The organism is Massilia puerhi (genome assembly GCF_009861485.1).
Genome location: NZ_WOFW01000001.1, coordinates 327,689 through 346,482 on the forward strand (window position 1 = coordinate 327,689; position 18,794 = coordinate 346,482).

The 18,794-nt window shown below is 63.2% G+C and carries 20 protein-coding genes; 4 read left to right on the top strand and 16 right to left on the bottom strand.

From position 1 onward, the window contains the following. Positions 1 to 95: 95 nt before the first annotated feature. The 3 genes from yihA (at position 96) to GNT67_RS01430 (ending at position 2,590) form a co-directional block, all read left to right on the top strand. Entirely contained in the window at positions 96 to 854 is a 759-nt protein-coding gene (yihA, locus tag GNT67_RS01420) for a ribosome biogenesis GTP-binding protein YihA/YsxC (protein WP_159627908.1), read from the top strand. A 19-nt stretch (positions 855 to 873) separates the two neighbouring features. Further along, positions 874 to 1,881: a porphobilinogen synthase gene (hemB, locus tag GNT67_RS01425; protein WP_159627910.1), complete on the top strand. Its 1,008-nt coding sequence runs from the start codon at positions 874 to 876 to the stop codon at positions 1,879 to 1,881. 241 nt (positions 1,882 to 2,122) lie between these two features. Further along, entirely contained in the window at positions 2,123 to 2,590 is a 468-nt protein-coding gene (locus GNT67_RS01430; protein WP_159627912.1) for a hypothetical protein, read from the top strand. On the opposite strand, the gene GNT67_RS01435 is transcribed toward GNT67_RS01430, so the two are convergent. From GNT67_RS01435 to GNT67_RS01455, 5 genes are all read right to left on the bottom strand, one after another. After that, complete coding sequence (locus GNT67_RS01435) at positions 2,591 to 3,532, bottom strand: hypothetical protein (RefSeq protein ID WP_159627914.1); 942 nt, start codon at positions 3,530 to 3,532, stop codon at positions 2,591 to 2,593. Between the two features lie 206 nt (positions 3,533 to 3,738). Further along, positions 3,739 to 6,858: an efflux RND transporter permease subunit gene (locus GNT67_RS01440; RefSeq protein WP_159627916.1), complete on the bottom strand. Its 3,120-nt coding sequence runs from the start codon at positions 6,856 to 6,858 to the stop codon at positions 3,739 to 3,741. Then, positions 6,855 to 8,036: an efflux RND transporter periplasmic adaptor subunit gene (locus GNT67_RS01445; protein ID WP_159627918.1), complete on the bottom strand. Its 1,182-nt coding sequence runs from the start codon at positions 8,034 to 8,036 to the stop codon at positions 6,855 to 6,857. The genes GNT67_RS01440 and GNT67_RS01445 overlap by 4 nt, the downstream gene beginning before the upstream one ends. A gap of 117 nt (positions 8,037 to 8,153) precedes the next feature. After that, complete coding sequence (locus tag GNT67_RS01450) at positions 8,154 to 9,512, bottom strand: ATP-binding protein (protein ID WP_159627920.1); 1,359 nt, start codon at positions 9,510 to 9,512, stop codon at positions 8,154 to 8,156. Then, complete coding sequence (locus GNT67_RS01455; RefSeq protein WP_159627922.1) at positions 9,509 to 10,237, bottom strand: response regulator; 729 nt, start codon at positions 10,235 to 10,237, stop codon at positions 9,509 to 9,511. The genes GNT67_RS01450 and GNT67_RS01455 overlap by 4 nt, the downstream gene beginning before the upstream one ends. A gap of 196 nt (positions 10,238 to 10,433) precedes the next feature. Between GNT67_RS01455 and GNT67_RS01460 the strand changes: the two genes are divergently transcribed. Then, positions 10,434 to 10,973, top strand: coding sequence for a Spy/CpxP family protein refolding chaperone (locus GNT67_RS01460; RefSeq protein ID WP_159627924.1), 540 nt, complete (start codon positions 10,434 to 10,436; stop codon positions 10,971 to 10,973). Between the two features lie 29 nt (positions 10,974 to 11,002). Here GNT67_RS01460 and dsbD read toward each other — a convergent pair whose 3' ends face one another. The 11 genes from dsbD to rpmD form a co-directional block, all read right to left on the bottom strand. Beyond that, entirely contained in the window at positions 11,003 to 12,808 is a 1,806-nt protein-coding gene (gene dsbD, locus GNT67_RS01465) for a protein-disulfide reductase DsbD (protein ID WP_159627926.1), read from the bottom strand. A 127-nt stretch (positions 12,809 to 12,935) separates the two neighbouring features. Next, positions 12,936 to 13,331 (bottom strand): 50S ribosomal protein L17, encoded by a 396-nt coding sequence (rplQ, locus tag GNT67_RS01470; protein ID WP_159627928.1) that lies wholly within the window; start codon positions 13,329 to 13,331, stop codon positions 12,936 to 12,938. Between the two features lie 185 nt (positions 13,332 to 13,516). Beyond that, a complete protein-coding gene (locus tag GNT67_RS01475; RefSeq protein ID WP_159627930.1) occupies positions 13,517 to 14,494 on the bottom strand; it encodes a DNA-directed RNA polymerase subunit alpha in 978 nt (325 codons plus the stop codon). Between the two features lie 217 nt (positions 14,495 to 14,711). Further along, positions 14,712 to 15,335 (bottom strand): 30S ribosomal protein S4, encoded by a 624-nt coding sequence (gene rpsD / locus GNT67_RS01480; RefSeq protein ID WP_159627932.1) that lies wholly within the window; start codon positions 15,333 to 15,335, stop codon positions 14,712 to 14,714. Between the two features lie 261 nt (positions 15,336 to 15,596). Continuing rightward, complete coding sequence (rpsK, locus tag GNT67_RS01485; protein WP_005663404.1) at positions 15,597 to 16,001, bottom strand: 30S ribosomal protein S11; 405 nt, start codon at positions 15,999 to 16,001, stop codon at positions 15,597 to 15,599. Between the two features lie 14 nt (positions 16,002 to 16,015). Further along, positions 16,016 to 16,381: a 30S ribosomal protein S13 gene (gene rpsM, locus GNT67_RS01490; RefSeq protein WP_056337616.1), complete on the bottom strand. Its 366-nt coding sequence runs from the start codon at positions 16,379 to 16,381 to the stop codon at positions 16,016 to 16,018. A gap of 16 nt (positions 16,382 to 16,397) precedes the next feature. After that, complete coding sequence (gene rpmJ, locus GNT67_RS01495) at positions 16,398 to 16,511, bottom strand: 50S ribosomal protein L36 (protein WP_005663407.1); 114 nt, start codon at positions 16,509 to 16,511, stop codon at positions 16,398 to 16,400. Positions 16,512 to 16,548: 37 nt separating this feature from the next. Next, complete coding sequence (gene infA, locus GNT67_RS01500) at positions 16,549 to 16,767, bottom strand: translation initiation factor IF-1 (RefSeq protein ID WP_005663428.1); 219 nt, start codon at positions 16,765 to 16,767, stop codon at positions 16,549 to 16,551. Between the two features lie 20 nt (positions 16,768 to 16,787). Continuing rightward, positions 16,788 to 18,122 carry a preprotein translocase subunit SecY gene (gene secY, locus GNT67_RS01505; RefSeq protein ID WP_159627934.1) on the bottom strand — a complete coding sequence of 445 codons (1,335 nt, stop codon included), beginning with the start codon at positions 18,120 to 18,122 and terminating at the stop codon, positions 16,788 to 16,790. 28 nt (positions 18,123 to 18,150) lie between these two features. Next, positions 18,151 to 18,582 carry a 50S ribosomal protein L15 gene (rplO, locus tag GNT67_RS01510; protein ID WP_159627936.1) on the bottom strand — a complete coding sequence of 144 codons (432 nt, stop codon included), beginning with the start codon at positions 18,580 to 18,582 and terminating at the stop codon, positions 18,151 to 18,153. 28 nt (positions 18,583 to 18,610) lie between these two features. After that, a complete protein-coding gene (gene rpmD, locus GNT67_RS01515; RefSeq protein WP_123069947.1) occupies positions 18,611 to 18,790 on the bottom strand; it encodes a 50S ribosomal protein L30 in 180 nt (59 codons plus the stop codon). Positions 18,791 to 18,794: the final 4 nt, after the last annotated feature.

The following is an 18,794-nucleotide window of genomic DNA, read 5'->3' on the forward strand; positions in this document are numbered from 1 at the left end:
TCGTGACCGCCGGCGGCGGAGCAGCAATCAACCCCTTATTGTACAATAGCTTTGTTTCCCAAACGCCATTTCGTAGCCTCTTATCCCTCTCCCCAATGTCCAGATTATGGCAAGCCCGGTTCTTCACGACCGTTAATCAGTTGCGCGATTTGCCCGACACGCAAGTGCCGGAAATCGCCTTCGCCGGACGCTCGAACGCCGGCAAATCCACGGCGATCAATATCCTGACCAACCAAAAGGGTCTGGCCTTCGCTTCCAAGACGCCCGGTCGTACCCAGCACATCAATTACTTCTCGATCGGCGGCGCCCATGTGGGCCAGCACCGCAAGGACGCCGTGCGCGTCGACGAGATCGAAGCGCTGCTGGTCGACCTGCCGGGCTATGGCTATGCCGAAGTCTCGGGCACGGCCAAGCTGCACTGGCAAAAGCTGCTGGGCGACTACGTCCAGCGCCGTGACCAGTTGGCAGCCCTGATCCTGATCATGGATTCGCGCCGTCCGTTCACCGACCTCGACGTGCAGATGCTGGAATGGTTCGCCCCGACCGGCAAACCAATTCACTGCATCCTGACCAAGGCCGATAAGCTCAACCGCAACGAATCGACCAATGCCCTGCGCGAAGCGCGCGGCGTGCTCGACAGCTACGTGGATGAAGACGGCAATGGCTTCCCGTTCACGGTGCAGCTGTTCTCGGCGCTCAAGCGCATCGGCATCGACGAGGCGGACGCCAAGATCCTGGAACTGGCCGGCTTGACTGACGGTGACGAGGAAGAATCTGAAGAAGCAGCAGGGGAAGACAGCGGCGTCGATGGAGGCGTTGCGCCGTCGGCTGACGACGATCATCCTTCCGCCTGATTTTGCAAGGACGTTCAAGATGACCACTATCGCTTCCGCCTATCCGGCGGCCCGCCCGCGCCGCATGCGCCGTGACCCGTTCACGCGCGCCATGATGCGCGAAAACACCATCACCTCGGCCGACCTGATCTACCCGGTGTTCGTACTCGAGGGGCAGAACCAGCGCCAGCAGGTAGCGTCGATGCCGGGCGTCGAGCGCGTCTCGCTCGACTTGCTGCTCAAGGTTGCCGAAGAGTGCGTGCAGCTGGGCATCCCTGCGATGGCGCTGTTCCCGCTGGTCGACCAGTCGGTCAAGACCTATGACGGCATCGAGGCGACCAATCCGGATGGGCTGGTGCCGCGCGTGGTGCGCGAACTGAAGAAGCATTTTCCGGAGCTGGGCGTGATCACCGACGTCGCGCTCGACCCGTACACCACCCACGGCCAGGATGGCTTGCCGGACGAGAATGGCTACATCGTCAACGACAAGACGATCGAGATGCTGGTCAAGCAGGCGCTCACCCACGCCGAGGCCGGCGTCGACATCGTGGCGCCGTCGGACATGATGGATGGCCGCATTGGCGCGATCCGCAATGCCTTCGAGGCCCAGGGTCACATCCATGCCCGCATCATGGCCTATTCGGCCAAGTATGCATCCGCCTTCTATGGCCCGTTCCGCGACGCGGTCGGCTCCAGCGCCAACCTGGGCAAGGCCGATAAGAACACTTACCAGATGGACCCGGCCAACAGCGACGAGGCCCTGCGCGAAGTGGCGCTCGACCTGGCCGAAGGCGCCGACATGGTGATGGTCAAGCCGGGCATGCCCTACCTGGACATCGTGCGTCGCGTGAAGGACGAGTTCAAGGTGCCGACCTTCGCCTACCAGGTCAGCGGCGAGTACGCGATGCTCAAGGCGGCGGCACAGAATGGCTGGCTCGATCACGACAAGGTCATGATGGAATCGATGATGGCGTTCAAGCGCGCTGGCGCCGATGGCGTGCTGACCTATTTTGCGCTGGATATCGCGCGCAAGCTGAAGGCGGGCTGATCGCTCCAGGCAGGTCAGTGTTATGACACACATGCCGTTCAGTGGAGACTGAACGGCATTTTTATTTGGAGCTCGCTTCAGCTTTTCCGGCGACATGGCGCAGATTCAAACCTCAACAGGATGAGAAATTGTTGTGTCACCCTGCAACTTAGCCTATATTTTGTATAGGTGACTCAGATGAAGCAGCGATGCTGATCCCACGATGGTCGTAGTCACAGCAATGCATCTCCAGGGGAAAATCATGTACCGCTTCACCGACGGTGGCCTGCGCAATGTGTGGCTGAGAAACGGCTACGTCGAGCGCAACACGCCATATGGCAAGGCCGTGTCGTTTCACGATCTGGATGGACTTGTTCTTGCTATCTGTAACGCCTTGATCAACAAACCGGGCAAGCTGACCGGCGCCGAGTTTCGTTACGTCCGAAACGCGCTACTACTTTCACAAAAATCGCTGGGGCAAGCAGTGGGTTACACCGAGCAGGCCGTCGCAAAGTGGGAGAAAAGTGGCAAGGTGCCAAAGGCCATTGATCTGATGCTGAGAATGCTATTTGCACGCAAACATAGCGGAGACAAGACCGTGTCCTCCCTGCTGGACATGCTCAATACGCTCGACCGCATCGGTCATGCCAGGATCATTGTTTCCGAATCACGATCGAAGTGGAAATCCGAAATCGAGCTCGATGAAGGCGAGGACGCGGTTGCAGCCTGATTACCTGCCTGGAATCGGCCGATAATCCGGGAACATTTCCTTGTACAAGAATTCCACCAGCTGATCGGTATCCTGCGGCCTTGCGCTCAGCTTTACAACCCGCCCCAGCCGGTGCGAATCCCACTCGAAATCGCCCTTCTTCTCACGCCGGATCAGCTCGATCATTTTCTTGATGACCGCGGTCTCGATATCGCGCTCGCTGCCCTGCTCCACCGTCACCGCCGTCAGCCAGCGCCGCTTGAAGCTCGGGTTCCAGCCGCGGAACTTCAGATCCATCGTATTGAAGGTCTTGTTCGTCACCGAGAAGATGCCGCCGGTCTCGTTGCTGTCGTCGGTGCCGCGGCCGTTGATGGCGGCGATATTGGCCAGCGCGTTGCGGGTGCCGCGCGCGGCGTCGCTTTCCTGGGCCTGCACTTCGCTGCCGGTCGGGGCGCCGCGGCGCTCGCGCTGGGCTTTCACGTAGGCCGCCATGTCCATGTCGGGCGGGACTTCGGTCGGCGGCTGCTGGCGCTGCGGCTGCGGCGGCGCTGGCGGCGCCGGGCGCTCGTTGGGGATGGTGATCGTGTCCGGCAGGCGCTGGACGATGATGCGCTCCTGCTCCACGCGCGGCACGGGCGGCGCCGGTAGCGGGCGCGGCGTCGGGCTTGGCGTGGACTCGACCGGCGAGGTTTCCTGCAGCGGCGCGACATACACGACCTGGCTGTCGCCCTGCTCTTCGGAAGCCGGCCGCGCCGTGCGCTGCTCCGGCTCCTTCGGCTCGTAAAACCACAGCAGCACCAGCAACAGGTGGACCGCGATCGTGCCGCCCACGCCGAAGCGGCTCGGCCCCTTGCGGCCATACGTCATTCCCAGCCCGTAGCGCGGCCCCGAGGGCGGCAAGGGCTGCCCGCAGTGAGAACACACTTCACTGTCCTGGTCGTAGGTGTGGGAATGGTCACGCAAGATGGATCGATTTCCTGGAAGCTACGTCTAAAAAAACGGCAGAGAGCCGCAGTCTAACCGTTTTGCGCCGCAACCGCATCACGCTAGCGGCCCGGCCGCCCTGTTCCATCGGTTGATGGATGTTACCAAATGTTTCCGGCCGCCAGTATCGGAACATATCGCTTCCGTGACTGGCGGCCGGCGGGCGCGCTACCGTGTTCCCCGGCTCAGGCCGGGTGGTGGGCCGGATGCGCCGGCGCATCCTGGTCCGCCCTGGCGATCTGCTCGTCGGTCATCGGACCGGTGCCGCTGTAGCGGTCCAGGTACAGGTAGATCACCGGCGTGATGTACAGGGTAATCACCTGCGAGAAGATCAGGCCGCCGCACACCGCCAGGCCCAGCGGCTGGCGCAGCTCGGCGCCGGCGCCGATGCCCAGCGCGATCGGCAGCGCGCCCATCAGCGCGGCCAGGGTCGTCATCAGGATCGGACGGAAACGCAGGATGCAGGCCTCGCGGATCGCCTCTTGCGGGCTCATGCCGAGGTTGCGCTGGGCGTCGAGCGCGAAGTCGATCATCATGATCGCGTTCTTCTTGACGATACCGATCAGCATCAGGATGCCGATCATGGCGATCAGGGTCAGGTCCTTGTCGAAGATCCACAGGGTGATCAGGGCGCCGACGGCGGCCGACGGCAGGCCGGCCAGGATGGTCAGCGGGTGGATATAGCTCTCGTACAGCACGCCGAGCAGCACATAGATCACGCCGATCGCCGTGATGATCAGGATCAGCTGGCTCGATTGCGTATCCTGGAACACGGCGGCGTCGCCGCCATAGGTCGCGATCACCGAGGCTGGCAGCTTCATGGCGCGACCCATGTCGTCGATGGCGGCGGTGGCGTCGCCCAGCGACACGCCCGGCGCCAGGTTGAACGACAGGGTAATCGCCTGCAACTGGCCCTGGTGGTTCACCTGCAGCGGTCCGACCGTGCGGCGCACGCTGGCGATGCTCGACAGCTTCACCAGTTCGCCGCTCTTGCTGCGCACCGAGACCCGCGACAGCGCTTCGTCATAGTAGCGGTCGCTCGCGGCCGCTTCCAGGATCACGTAATAGCTGGCGGCGGTCGAATAGATGGTCGATACCTGGCGTTCGCCGAACGAGGCGTACATCACGGTGCGGATATCGTTCATCGTCACGCCCAGCAGCGCCGCCTTGTCGCGGTCGATGTCGACCGTGGCCTGCAGCGCCTTATTCTGCGAATCGCTGTTGACGTCGCGGAAGCGCTCGTCCTGGCGCATGCCTTCCAGGAACTGCTCGGCCCAGCCGCCAATCTCGCCGCCCGACACGCTCTGCAGCGTGTACTGGTAGCGCGCCTTGCTCTGGCGCCCGCCCAGCTGCAGGTTTTGCTGGGCCGACATGAACACTTGTACGCCCGGCACGGCGCGGGTGGCCTTGCGCAGGTCGTCGATGACCAGGTCCATCGGCGGACGTTCGCCGCGGTCCTTGAGCACCAGGAACATGCGCCCGACATTGCCGCCGCCGCTGAACGAGGTCGTGTCTTTCACATAGGGGTTGGCGCGCACGATGTCGACCACCTTGCCCTGCAACTCGGCCAGCGCCATCGACGACGTGTCTTCCGAGGCTTCCACCGTCACCCGGATCTGGCCGATGTCTTCTTCAGGGAAGAAACCCTTGGGCATGGTGGTGTACAGCACGCCGGTCAGCACGAAGGTGCCCAGCGCCAGCATCAGCACCACGAAGCGGAAGCGCAGCGCCAGGTCCAGGGTCTTACCGTAGCCATTACGTAGTCTGGTGAAGCCGGCCTCGAAGCGGCGGCCGATCCACGACATGTCCTTCGGCTCGACGTGGCCGCCATCCTTGAGCAGGCGCGAGCACAGCATCGGCACCAGGGTCAGCGAGACCAGGGCCGAGACCAGCACCGCCAGGCCGACGACGACGGCGAATTCACGGAATAGCAGGCCGATCACGCCCGGCATGAAGAAGATCGGGATGAACACCGCCACCAGCGAGATCGAGATCGAGATGATGGTGAAGCCCACTTCGCGCGCACCGATCAGGGCGGCGGCCATCGGCTTCTTGCCCATCTCCATATGGCGCACGATATTCTCGAGCACCACGATCGCGTCGTCGACCACCAGGCCGACCGCCAGCGTGATGCCCAGCAGCGAAATATTATCCAGGCTGTAGCCGAACCAGTAGAGCAGCGACAATGCGCCCAGCAGCGAGATCGGCACCGTCACCGCCGGGATGAAGGTCGCCGCCGCGCGGTGCAGGAACAGGAAGATCACCAGGATCACCAGCAGCACGGTGCCGGCCAGCGTCAGGTTGACGTCGTGGATCGCTTCGCGGATCGACAGCGAACGGTCGTTGACCAGTTCGATCTTGATCGAGGCCGGCAGTTGGCCTTCGAAGCGCGGGATCAGCGCGCGCACCGCGTCGACCACCTGCACCGTGTTGGCGTTCGGCTGGCGCTGCACCATCAGCGAGATCGAGCGTTCGCCATTGAGGCTGCCCATCGCCTTGACCGACTGGTAGCTGTCCTGCACCTCGGCGATGTCGCGCAGGCGTACCGGCAGGCCGTCGCGGGTGGCGATGATCAGGTCGGCGAAGTCGGCCGCTTTCATCAGCTGGCCGCCGCCCTGGATGGTCAGCGCCTGGGTCGGGCCGTCGAGGATGCCGAGCGGCGTGTTGGAGTTGGCGGCGCGCAAGGCGGCTGCCAGCTCGTCCATGGAGATATTGCGCGCGTTCATCAGGTCGGAACGGGCACGCACGCGCACGGCGAACCGCTTGCCGCCGTTGATCGAGACCTGCGACACGCCCTGTACCGTCGAGATCGCCGGCGAGATCAGGTTTTCGGCGTAATCGTTCAGCTCCGACAAGTCCATCGACGGCGAGGTCAGGTGCATGAACAGGATCGGGGCGTCGGCCGGGTTGACCTTGCGGTAGGCCGGCAATTCGGTCATCTCGAGCGGCAGCCGGCGCTGGGCCACCAGCAGCGCGGCCTGGACGTCCACCGCCGCCTTGTCGACGTCGATATCGTTGTCGAATTCGAGCGTGATATTGGTGTCGCCCTGGGTATTGCTGGAGGTGATCAGCTTGATGCCGGCGATGGTCGAGAACTGCTTCTCGAGCGGCAGCGCCACCGACGACGCCATCGTTTCCGGGCTGGCGCCGGGCAGGTTGGCCGAGACGTTGATGACCGGCGTGTTATAGCTGGGCAGTGCGGCGACCGGGATCTGCATATACGACAGGATGCCGACCAGCACCAGGCTGAGCGACAGCAGCACCACCATCACCGGACGGCGGATACACAGTTCGGACAGATTCATGCCTGCTCGCCCTGTTTCGCGGCCGGCGCCGGCGCTGGTGTGGCGCCCTGCCCGGCCAGGCGCACCTTGCCGCCCGGACGCAGGTTCTGCTTGCCTTCGGTGATGACCTGCTCGTTGCCCTTCAGGCCGGTGACGGCGGCGCGGTCGCCGAAGGCGTACACGCGCTGTACCGGCACCTGGCGCGCCGAGTTGCCTTCGGCCAGCACATACACGAAGGTGCCGTTGGTGGCCGTGATGATGGCCGTTTGCGGAATCACCACTGCATTCTTCAGGGTCTGCACCACGACGTTAGCGGTCACATACTGGCCCGGCCAAAGCGAGGTGTCGCTGTTGGAAAACTCGCCTTTGACGCGGATGGTGCCGGCCTGCGGATCGACCGCATTGTCGATGAAGCTCAGGCGGCCCACGACCGGGGCGGCATCCTGGTTGCCGCTGCCCGGATTGACACGCACCTCGACATTGCCCTGCTTCTGGGCCGCCAGCAGCGCGCCGAGCGTCGATTCCGGCAAGGTGAACGACACGTGGATCGGGTCGAGCTGGGTGACGGTGGTCAGCGAGGTGCTCATCTGCACCAGGGCGCCCGGGTGGACATCGATGGCGCCGACCCGGCCCGACATCGGCGCCCGGATCGTGGTGTAGCTGGCGCTGACCTGGGTGGCGCGGGCCGCGGCCTGGTTCGACTGCACCAGCGCGCGCTGGGCTTCCACCTGGCTGAGCAGCGAATCGAGGGCGCTCTGGGCCAGGAAGTTCTGGGCCACCAGTTCCTGGCTGCGCTTGTACTGGCGCTCGAGGTCGGCCAGGGTGGCCGAATCGCGCGCCACCTGGGCTTCGGCGCGCGCCACATTGGCCAGGTCGGCGCGGTCGTCGAGCGAGAACATCAGCTGGCCTTGCTTGACGAACTGGCCTTCGCGGATATGCACCTGGCGGATCGTGGTGACGGTCTGCGGATGCAGGTTGACGGTTTTCACCGGGGTCACGGTGCCGTTGGCGAACAGCTCGACGCCGACGTCGCGCCGTTCGGGCGCGATCACATTGACGGCCACCGGCGGCGGGCCGCCCGCGCCGCCCGGTCCGCCCGGCCCCTCGGCCTTGGCATCGTTGCCCTGGTTCAGATACCAGCCGCCAGCCACGGCCAGCGCCGCGATTCCGGCGATGACGCCGGCGTTCTTCTTGTTCATGCTTGTCCCTTGCCGCCCGTTTCCGGCGACTCCATCATTGATCGTGGTGGCTTGCCGCCCCCCGGTGAAAGGGGCGCCGCATTGTCCCACATTGTTATTACCGGTTTATGATTCGTCTTACTTGTTTGGGTAGTAGGCCGGCAGCATCAGGGTCACCTCGAGGCCGCCTTCCGGGTGGTTCGCCAGGCTGATGCTGCCGCCATGCTGTTCGGTCACGTTGCGCGCGATCGTCAGCCCCAGGCCGGTGCCGCCCGACGCGCGCGAGCGCGAGGTCTCGACCCGGTAGAACGGATCGAATACCCGTCCCAGTTCGCTGCGCGGAATCCCCGGTCCGCTGTCGCGGATACGGATTCGCGCGGTGCCGTTGATGCGGTCGACGCACACCCGCGCATCGTGGCCGTACTTGACCGCGTTGTCGATCAGGTTCACCAGGCAGCGGCGCAGGTCGAGCGGCCGGCCCAGCACCGCCATCGAGGCTTTCCCTTCGAGCGTGACTTCCTGGCCGGCATCGGTGGCGTCGTCGACGACCGAGCCGAGCAGCGAATCGAGGTCCAGCATCTGCATCGCCTCGGTGGTGTCCATGCTGCGCGCCAGCACCAGGCCCTCGCGCACCATTTCCTGCATCGCCGACAGGTCGCCGATCAGGCGTTCCTGCAGCTCGGCGTCCGAAACCTTTTCGAGCCGCAGGCGCATCCGGGTGAGCGGCGTCTGCAGGTCGTGGGTGATCGCGGCCAGCATCTGCGTGCGCTGAAAGATGTACTGGCGGATACGCGCCTGCATCGCATTGAAGGCGGCGCTGGCCTGGCGGATCTCGCTGGCCCCAAGCAGGTCGAGCGGCGGACGGTTGATGTCCTGGCCCAGGTCTTGCGCGGCCTGCGCCAGTTGCCGGAACGGACGCGCGGTCATGCGCGCCACCAGGTAGGCCAGTACCGCGATGCTGACCATGAACAGGGCCACCAGGTTGCGCAAATCGAGGTCGCTGGCCGCGGACTGGCGCGGCGGCAACACCGACAGGCGCAGCTCGGCGCCGTCGCGCAGGTGGATATTGAGCGATTCGCAGGCGCCCTGGTATTCCATGCTGAGCAGGCCGAACATCATCGGCAGGCGCTGGGCGCTGTCGCAGGCGGCCGGACGGGCGGTGACCGATTCGACCTTGTAGCCCTTGCCCAGGCGCGCGGCCAGGGCCTGCGCGAACGGCGTGGCCGGGCCGGGCGCCGGCAGCGTGTCGCTCACTTCGAGCTCCAGGCCCGGGCGGTTGGCCACTTCGAGGTAGATCGAGCGCGCCGAGGCCGGCACGATCTCGGTGGCCATGGTCAGCTGCTCGGCGCGTTCCAACAGGTGCTGCTCGCGCTGGCGTTCCCAGTCGCGCAGGCGCTGGTAGTCGGCGCCCAGCTGGGTCAGCGCGGCCGAGATCCACACCCCCAGCAGCAGGGTCAGGAACACGCGGCCGGTCATCGACCCGAAGAAATCCTTCACGCCGCCGGCTCCACCGCCACCTGGCCGGCCAGCACGTAGCCGCCGTTGCGCACTGTCTTGATGATCTGGGGCATGCGCGCGTCTTCGCCCAGCTTCTGGCGCAGGCGGCTGATCTGGATGTCGATCGAACGGTCGAACGGGTCGGCGTCGCGGCCTTGGGTGAGGTTGAGCAGCTGGTCGCGGTTGAGCACGCGATTCGGATGCTCGAGGAACACGCGCAGCAGGCGGAACTCGGCGCCCGACAGCATGATCACGATGCCGTCCGGGTTGAGCAGGTGGCGCGCGGTCAGGTCCAGGGTCCAGCCCGAGAAGCGCATCTGCTGGACGTTCTCGGACGGGGTGTTCGATGGCATGGCGTGCGACCGGCGCAGCACGCTGCGGATGCGCGCCAGCAGTTCGCGCGGCTCGAACGGTTTCGGCAGGTAGTCGTCGGCGCCCATCTCCAGGCCAAGGATGCGGTCGAGCGGCTCGTTGCGGGCGGTGAGCATGATGACCGGCAGGGTCGAGGTGGCGCGCAACTTGCGGCACAGGGTAAGGCCGTCGTCGCCCGGCATGTTCAGGTCGAGCACCACGAGATCGGGACGCGTTTCGTCGAGCGCTTTCCACATCGCGTTGCCGTCGGCGGCGGCCAGCGTCCGGTAGCCGTTCGACTCGAGGTAGTCGGCCAGCAGGGTCCGGATGTCGCGGTCGTCGTCGACGATCAGAATCGTAGAGGGATTGTCCATAACCGCAATTATCCGAGTTTATGACAAGGCCGGAAAAGCATTTTGTATCGCTGTGTATAAGCGAATAGACCCGAAACATATTGATACAAAGTGCGCGACAGGGGAAACCTCATGCTTACAGTTTGTGCGCAAGATGGGAACCGTGCAGCGAGTGATTCGGATGCACGTCACCCCGACTCTCACCAAAGGAAGAACCATGAACACCCTCCGCAAGAACCTCGTGATCGCCCTCACCGCCGCCGGCCTGTTCGGCGCCACCCTCGGCGCCCAGGCCCAGACTGCGGCCCCTGAAACGCGTCCGGCCCTGACCGCCGAGCAGCGCCTGGCCAAGAAGGCCGAGTGGCAGGCCAAGGCCGGCGAGCGCCGCGCCAACATGCAGCGGCAGCGCGCCGAACGCCAGGCCAAGCTGCGCGACGCACTCAAGCTCGATGCACAGCAGCAGCCGGCCTGGGACGCGTTTGTCGCCAGCCAGGCGCCGCAGAAGAAAGGTGAGCGTGGCGCCCGTCCGGACCGCGCCGCCTGGGCCAGCCTGAGCGCGCCGGAGCGCATGCAGAAAGGGATCGAGTTGCAGAAGCAGCGCACCGCCCGCATGGAGCAGCGCCTGGCCGCGCTGAACACGTTCTATGCCCAGCTCACGCCCGAGCAGCGCAAGACCTTCGATGCGCAGTCCCAGCAGCGCAAGGGACCGCGTCATCATGGCCACCGCGCCCATCACGGCCAGCGGGCCAACGCATGATCGTCGGGTCGGCGGCCAGGCCGCCGACCCTACCGTTCCAGGCGCTGTAACGAGCCGAGGAACTTCTCCGCATTCTGGAAGCCAATCACCCGGCTATCCGCGATTTCCTTGCCCTGCCCATCGAACAGGATGATCCCCGGCGGCCCGAACAGGCCAAAGCGCTTGAGCATGGCCTTGTCATCGGCATCGTTGGCCGTCACATCGACCTGCAGCAACACGGTATCGGCCAGCTTTTGCTGCACCGCCCGATCGACGAAGGTGAATTTTTCCATTTCGATGCACGACACGCACCAGTCGGCATAAAAATCGAGCATCACGGTCTTGCCGGCATTGGCCGCCAGCGCCGCATCGAGCTGGTCCACGGTCTTGACGCGGGTGAACGCCAGCCCCTGGTGCTGCGGCGCGCCGCCCAGGTGGGCCAGCGGCGCCCAGGCGTCTCGGCCGCCGCTGGCCAGGCCGACCAGCTGCGTCGCCCCCAGCACCGCGAACGCCGCCCCGAACGCCATTGCCGCCCAGTGGCGGGTATGACGCAGCAGATAAAACCCGTAACCGAGCAGCAGCGCCGCCCACAGCAGCATCTCGGCCACCGGCGGCAGCACTGGCGACACCAGCCAGATCGCCATGGCCAGCATCAGCACGCCGAACAGGCGCTTGACCGACTCCATCCACGGCCCCACGCGCGGCAGCAGCGAACCGGCCGACAACCCCACCAGCAGCAGCGGGATGCTCATCCCCACCGCCATCGAAAACAGCGCCGCGCCGCCGATGAAGACGTCACGCGTCTGGCTGATGTAGACCAGGGCGCCGGCCAGCGGCGCGGCCACGCAAGGGCCCACGATCAGGGCTGAAATCGCGCCCATGATGAACACGCCAAGCAGCTTGCCGCCCTGCTGGCTGTTGGACGCCTGCGTCAAACGGGTCTGCAAGGTGTTAGGCAGTTGTAACTGATAGAAACCGAACATCGACAGCGACATGGCCACGATCAGCAGCCCGAAGGTGCCCAGCACCCAGGGGTTCTGCAGCGCCGCGGCCAGGCCTTCGCCAGCCAGGCCGGCGGCGATACCGAGCAGGGTGTAGACGATGGCCATGCCCAGCGCGTAGGTCAGCGACAGTACGAAGCCGCGCGAACGGCGCACGTTCTTGCCTTCGCCAACGATGATCGAGGACAGGATCGGCACCATCGGCAATACGCACGGCGTGAAGGCCAGGCCCAGGCCGAGCAGGATGAAGGCCGGCACGATGGCCAACAGGCTGCCGCCGCCGAGGATGCCGGCGATCGTCGACAGATCGGATGGCGGCGCGCCTGCCGGGGCTGCAGGAGCCGACTCCAGCGGCGTCGACATGCCCCCCTGCCCGGCGCCGATCGGCAGGCCAGACGCCGCTTGCGCACCGCCTGCGCCGAGATTGAAGCTGTGCTCCTGCGGCGGATAGCACAGACCGGCGTCGGCGCAGCCCTGGCTGGTGGCGACCAAGGTGAACGGGCCGCTGCCTTCGACCGGGATCCGGATCGTCAGGGTGCCGGTATGGGTCTCGAGATCCTTCTCGAAGGTCGGGTCGTACTTGACCTTGCCCGGCGGGATCTGCGGTTCGCCCAGCGTGACGCCGGCGCCGCTGGCCTTGAAGGCGAAGCGCTCGCGGTACATGTAGTAAGCGGGGGCGATGACGTAAGTGATCTCGGCGGTCTGCGGATCGGCCATGCGCGCCTCGAACTTGAAGGCGACGGCGGGGTCCAGGAAGTCCTGCTGGGCGCGGGCTGGCGTTGCACAGAACAGGAAGAAGACGGCGAACAGCGTCAGGCAAGCCTGCAGCAGGCCGCGAACGGAGAATCGAAGCATGGTGTCGGAGAGTTTGTGAAGCGCACCGGCATGGTACACCCGACCACTGTTTCACGCCGGAACTCGTTTTGAATAGTCGAAAAAAAACCAGGCTGGCAGCCTGGTTTTTCAGTCGTCTGACTACCGATCACTCGGCGGTCGGTGCTTCTTCAGCCGAAGTGACTTCTGGACGGTCCAGCAGTTCGACGTAGGCCATAGGAGCATTGTCGCCAACGCGGAAGCCCATCTTCAGGATACGCAGGTAGCCGCCGTTGCGGTTTGCGTAGCGAGGACCCAGCTCAGCGAACAGCTTCAGGACCATTTCGCGGTCGCGCAGGCGAGCGAAGGCCAGGCGCTTGTTCGCCAGGGTGTCGGTCTTGCCCAGGGTCAGGATCGGTTCGATGACGCGACGCAGTTCCTTGGCTTTTGGGACGGTGGTCTTGATGGCTTCGTGACGCAGCAGCGAAACAGTCATGTTGCGCAGCATTGCCAGACGGTGGGACGAGGTACGGTTCAGTTTACGAAGGCCGTGACGGTGACGCATGGTATTTCCTTTCGGGTGTTTTCAAATCCAGTTCTTCGATCGTTCGTGTTCTTGATGAGCACGTCCGCGGACCGGTTCTGTTTAGGTTTTTTTACTACGCTTTTTCCTCCAAAAAGGATCTGGCTTGGCCAGTCCTTTTTGGCTGTTTCCAGCCGAAAGTAGGTGTCTACTTTCGGGTGACTATCTTATTTCTCGAGACCGGCTGGTGGCCAGTTTTCCAGCTTCATGCCCAGGGTCAGGCCGCGCGAAGCCAGGACTTCCTTGATTTCGTTGAGCGACTTGCGGCCCAGGTTTGGCGTCTTGAGCAGTTCGTTTTCCGAACGCTGGATCAGGTCGCCGATGTAGTAGATGTTTTCTGCTTTCAGGCAGTTGGCCGAACGGACGGTCAGTTCCAGGTCGTCGACTGGACGCAGCAGGATCGGATCGACCAGCGGTGCGCGCGATGGTGCTTCGGCAGCGGCTTCGGTGCCTTCCAGGGCGGCGAACACGTTCAGCTGGTCAACCAGGACGCGGGCCGACTGGCGGATCGCTTCTTCCGGGGTAATGACGCCATTGGTTTCGATGTTGATGATCAGCTTGTCCAGGTCGGTACGCTGCTCGACACGGGCCGACTCCACGGCGTACGACACGCGGCGCACTGGCGAGAACGACGCGTCCAGGATGATGCGGCCGATGGTCTTGTTGGTGTCTTCCGACAGGCGACGGACGTTGCCCGGCACATAGCCGCGGCCTTTTTCGACCTTGATCTGCATGTCCAGCTTGCCGCCGGCGGTCAGGTGAGCGATCACGTGATCCGGGTTGACCAGTTCGACGTCGTGCGGCAGGTCGATGTCCGATGCCAGGACGGCGCCTTCGCCTTCCTTCTTCAGGGTCAGGTTGACGGAGTCGCGGTTGTGGACCTTGAAGACCACGCCCTTCAGGTTCAGCAGCAGGTCGACGACGTCTTCCTGGACGCCATCGAGCGACGAGTATTCATGCACGACACCAGCGATCGTCACTTCGGTCGGCGCGTAGCCCACCATCGACGACAGCAGCACGCGGCGCAGGGCGTTGCCGAGGGTGTGGCCATAGCCACGCTCGAACGGTTCCATGACGACTTTCGCGTGGCCGGCGCCCAGTGCTTCGACGTCGATGATACGTGGCTTCAACAAACTATTTTGCATGAATGAGTCCTTTTCAATACCCTCGGCTCGTTACACCGATAAGGCTGATGGCTTTAAAGAGAACGCCTGCGCGATGGCAGGCGGTAAAACAGATGCTTGCGGCGGGAAAGACAGGAGCCTGAGCCCGCTGCGGCGCCAACCCGAGGTTGCTGCGGCCGCACTGCCCTTCCCGCCGGGATGGCAACAGGGGCGGCAAGCCGCCCCTCTCGCGCATCGATTAACGCGAGTACAGTTCGACGATCAGCGCTTCGTTGACGTCAGCAGCGATTTCGTTACGCTCTGGGAACGAACGGAAGGTGCCTTCCAGCTTCTTCGCGTCGACCGAGACCCAGCTCGGGAAACCGACTTGCTCGGCCAGCGACAGGGCTTCAGCGATACGCACTTGCTTCTTGGCTTTTTCGCGCACAGCGACGACGTCGCCGGTCTTGACCTGGTACGACGCGATGTTCACGACGTTGCCGTTCACGGTGAAGGCCTTGTGGCTCACCAGCTGACGCGCTTCAGCGCGGGTCGAGCCGAAGCCCATGCGGTAGGTGACGTTGTCCAGGCGCGCTTCCAGCAGCTTCAGCAGGGTTTCGCCGGTGTTGCCCTTGCGACGCGATGCTTCTGCGAAGTAGCGACGGAACTGGCGTTCCAGGATGCCGTACATGCGCTTGACTTTTTGCTTCTCGCGCAGCTGGTTGCCGTAGTCCGAGGTGCGGGCACCCGACTTGACACCGTGCTGGCCTGGCTTGACGTCCAGTTTGCACTTCGAATCGAGCGAACGACGTGCGCTCTTGAGGAACAGGTCGGTGCCTTCACGGCGCGACAGTTTTGCTTTTGGTCCGATATAACGTGCCACGTTAGATTTCCTTTAATATTTGATCACGCCCCAGCGACGCATATGCGAACCATATGCACCCAGGCGCTAGTCCAGCTCTGCAAGAGGCCGGACGTGGCTTACAACATCGCCTGCGGTCAGGGACGGCAGGCGACAAGAGCCGGGCAGTATAACCCATTTCTGGGCAACTGCACCGGCTTTGTCTTGAAACACAACGGAATGTTCACCCCGTGCGTCGACATCCAGACACGGGCGAGGCGGCGAACCGCCCTGCCCCATGCCTTAGATGCGGCGACGCTTCGGTGGACGGCAGCCGTTGTGTGGAACTGGGGTGACGTCCTGGATCTCGGTGATCTTGATGCCGAGATTGTTCAGTGCGCGCACAGCCGATTCACGGCCTGGGCCTGGGCCCTTGATACGCACTTCCAGGTTCTTCACGCCCGATTCCTGAGCGACCTTGCCTGCAGCTTCGGCAGCGACCTGAGCCGCGAACGGGGTCGATTTGCGCGAACCCTTGAAGCCGGCGCCACCGGAGGTTGCCCACGACAGAGCGTTGCCCTGGCGGTCGGTGATGGTGATGATCGTGTTGTTGAACGAAGCGTGCACGTGGGCGATGCCCTCGGCAACGTTCTTCTTCACTTTCTTGCGCACGCGTGCTGCTGCTGCGCTGCTTTGTTGCTTGGCCATAGTCGGTTCCTAGATTATTTCTTGAGCGATTGAGCTGCCTTGCGCGGACCTTTACGGGTACGAGCATTGGTGCGGGTACGCTGACCGCGGACCGGCAGGCCCTTACGGTGACGCATGCCGCGGTAGCAACCCAGGTCCATCAGACGCTTGATGTTCATGGACAGTTCGCGGCGCAGGTCGCCTTCCACGACAAACTTCGCGACTTCGTCACGCAGCTTCTCGAGTTCGTTATCGTCCAGGTCCTTGACTTTTTTGTTGGTCGCGATACCGGTTGCGTCGCAGATTTTCTGCGAACGCGGACGGCCAACACCGTAGATCGCCGTCAGGCCGATAACAGTGTGCTGATGATTTGGGATGTTAACCCCTGCAATACGTGCCATTCGTTATTCCTCGAAATTAACCTTGACGCTGCTTGTGACGCGGCTCGACGCAGATCACACGGACCACGCCCTTGCGCTTGATGATCTTGCAGTTGCGGCAGATCCGCTTGACTGAAGCGTTAACTTTCATTTTGCACTCTCTTCGGTTCGTTTACTTGATGATGTTTTTACTTGGTGCGGAACACGATGCGGGCCCGGGACAGGTCATACGGGGTCAACTCCACCGTTACCTTGTCACCCGGGAGGATGCGAATATAGTTCATCCGCATTTTACCCGAGATATGCCCCAGGACCACATGGCCGTTTTCCAGCTTTACGCGGAACGTCGCGTTTGGGAGATTCTCCAGAATCTCCCCTTGCATTTGGATGACATCGTCTTTTGCCATTCGCTCTATGCTTCCAACACTTATCGCGTTGGAACTCCACCCTTGAAGTTGGCCTTCCGCAACAGTGAATCATATTGTTGCGACATGACGTAGTTCTGCACTTGTGCCATGAAGTCCATCGTCACCACAACGATGATCAGGAGCGATGTGCCACCGAAGTAGAAGGGAACCTTCCACTGAGCGGTCATGAACTCCGGCACCAAGCACACCAGGGTGATATAGACCGCGCCGGCAAGGGTCAGACGCATCAGGATCTTGTCGATATAGCGTGCGGTTTGCTCGCCCGGACGGATGCCCGGAACAAACGCGCCGCTCTTCTTCAAGTTATCCGCCGTTTCCTTGCTGTTAAAGACCAGCGCGGTATAGAAGAAGCAGAAGAACACGATCGCCACCGCATACAGCAAAGCGTGGATCGGCTCGCCTGGCGCCATCGACGCCGCCAGATCCTTCAGGAACCCGATCACGGGGCCGGACGTATCCTTGCCGCGCGTGAACCAGTCGACAATCGTCGCCGGGAACAGAATGATCGACGAAGCGAAGATCGGTGGGATCACGCCTGCCATGTTCAGCTTCAAGGGCAGGTGGCTGGTTTGGCCACCATAGATCTTGTTGCCGACCTGACGTTTCGCGTAATTGACCAGGATCTTGCGCTGTCCGCGTTCCACGAACACCACCGCATACGTCACCGCAGCGACCAGCACCACGATCAGGATGGCCGAGAAGCTGCCGATCGAACCGTTCGAGACCAGGGTGAACAAGCCGCCCAGGGCCGACGGCAGACCTGCTGCGATACCGGCGAAGATGATGATCGAAATGCCGTTGCCAAGACCACGCTCGGTGATCTGCTCGCCCAGCCACATCAGGAACATGGTGCCGGTCAAGAGGGTAACGACGGTCACGAAACGGAAACCGAGACCAGGGTCGATGACCAGGCCAGGTTGCGCTTCGAGCGCGACTGCGATGCCGAACGCCTGGAACAGAGCCAGCGCCACCGTGAAGTAACGGGTGTACTGGGTGATCTTGCGGCGGCCGGCTTCGCCCTCTTTCTTCAACGCCTCGAGTTGCGGCGAGACGATCGATGCGAGCTGCATGATGATCGAAGCCGAAATGTAAGGCATGATGCCGAGCGCGAACACGGTAAAGCGGGACAAGGCGCCACCCGAGAACATGTTGAACATGCCCAGGATGCCGCCCTCGTTCTGCTTGAACAGCGCAGCGAGCTGCACCGGGTCAATCCCGGGAACCGGGATGTGAGCACCGATGCGGTACACGACCAATGCGCCAAGCAAAAACCACAGCCGGGACCAGGGGAATCCGGAAGCGGCGCTTTTACCAAGTTGTGAATTAGTCGCCAATTTTTGCTCCGATCAGGCAGCGGTCGCTTTACGCGACCGAGCCGCCAGCTGCTTCGATCGCTGCTTTCGCGCCAGCGGTCGCTTTCAGGCCCTTGAGGTTCACCGCTTTGGTGATCTCGCCGGACAGGATGACGCGCACGTCGCGTGCCACGACCGGCAGGATGCCTGCCTGCTTGAGCACCAGGATGTCGACGTCGCCGACAGCCAGGTTGTTCAGGTCGGACAGACGCACTTCAGCCTTGAAGGTCGCGTTCAGCGATTTGAAACCGCGCTTTGGCAGACGGCGCTGCAGAGGCATCTGACCGCCTTCGAAGCCGACTTTGTGGAAGCCGCCCGAACGCGATTTCTGACCCTTGTGACCACGGCCGGCAGTCTTGCCCAGGCCGGAGCCAATGCCGCGACCAACGCGACGCTTGTAGTGCTTGGCGCCGTCAGCTGGTTGAATGGTATTGAGTTCCATTGATTTCTCCGTTCACAAGCCCGAGGGCTTACGAAACAACTTTCACGAGGTACGAGACTTTGTTGATCATGCCACGCACGGATGGGGTGTCTTGCAGCTCGGAGACCGAGTTGACGCGACGCAGGCCCAGGCCGCGCACGGTGGCACGGTGGTCTTGACGGGTACCGATCAGGCCCTTGACGAGCTGAACTTTAACGGTGTTTGCCATGTTA

Coding starts and splice junctions, on each gene's coding strand:
- GNT67_RS01445 (WP_159627918.1), bottom strand. CDS start 8,036: ATGAACAAGAAGAACGCCGGCGTCATCGCCGGAATCGCGGCGCTGGCC.
- rpmJ (WP_005663407.1), bottom strand. CDS start 16,511: ATGAAAGTTAACGCTTCAGTCAAGCGGATCTGCCGCAACTGCAAGATC.
- rpsK (WP_005663404.1), bottom strand. CDS start 16,001: ATGGCCAAGCAACAAAGCAGCGCAGCAGCAGCACGCGTGCGCAAGAAA.
- GNT67_RS01460 (WP_159627924.1), top strand. CDS start 10,434: ATGAACACCCTCCGCAAGAACCTCGTGATCGCCCTCACCGCCGCCGGC.
- GNT67_RS01455 (WP_159627922.1), bottom strand. CDS start 10,237: ATGGACAATCCCTCTACGATTCTGATCGTCGACGACGACCGCGACATC.
- GNT67_RS01440 (WP_159627916.1), bottom strand. CDS start 6,858: ATGAATCTGTCCGAACTGTGTATCCGCCGTCCGGTGATGGTGGTGCTG.
- rplQ (WP_159627928.1), bottom strand. CDS start 13,331: ATGCGTCACCGTCACGGCCTTCGTAAACTGAACCGTACCTCGTCCCAC.
- rpsM (WP_056337616.1), bottom strand. CDS start 16,381: ATGGCACGTATTGCAGGGGTTAACATCCCAAATCATCAGCACACTGTT.
- yihA (WP_159627908.1), top strand. CDS start 96: ATGTCCAGATTATGGCAAGCCCGGTTCTTCACGACCGTTAATCAGTTG.
- dsbD (WP_159627926.1), bottom strand. CDS start 12,808: ATGCTTCGATTCTCCGTTCGCGGCCTGCTGCAGGCTTGCCTGACGCTG.
- hemB (WP_159627910.1), top strand. CDS start 874: ATGACCACTATCGCTTCCGCCTATCCGGCGGCCCGCCCGCGCCGCATG.
- infA (WP_005663428.1), bottom strand. CDS start 16,767: ATGGCAAAAGACGATGTCATCCAAATGCAAGGGGAGATTCTGGAGAAT.
- GNT67_RS01430 (WP_159627912.1), top strand. CDS start 2,123: ATGTACCGCTTCACCGACGGTGGCCTGCGCAATGTGTGGCTGAGAAAC.
- GNT67_RS01475 (WP_159627930.1), bottom strand. CDS start 14,494: ATGCAAAATAGTTTGTTGAAGCCACGTATCATCGACGTCGAAGCACTG.
- rplO (WP_159627936.1), bottom strand. CDS start 18,582: ATGGAACTCAATACCATTCAACCAGCTGACGGCGCCAAGCACTACAAG.
- rpmD (WP_123069947.1), bottom strand. CDS start 18,790: ATGGCAAACACCGTTAAAGTTCAGCTCGTCAAGGGCCTGATCGGTACC.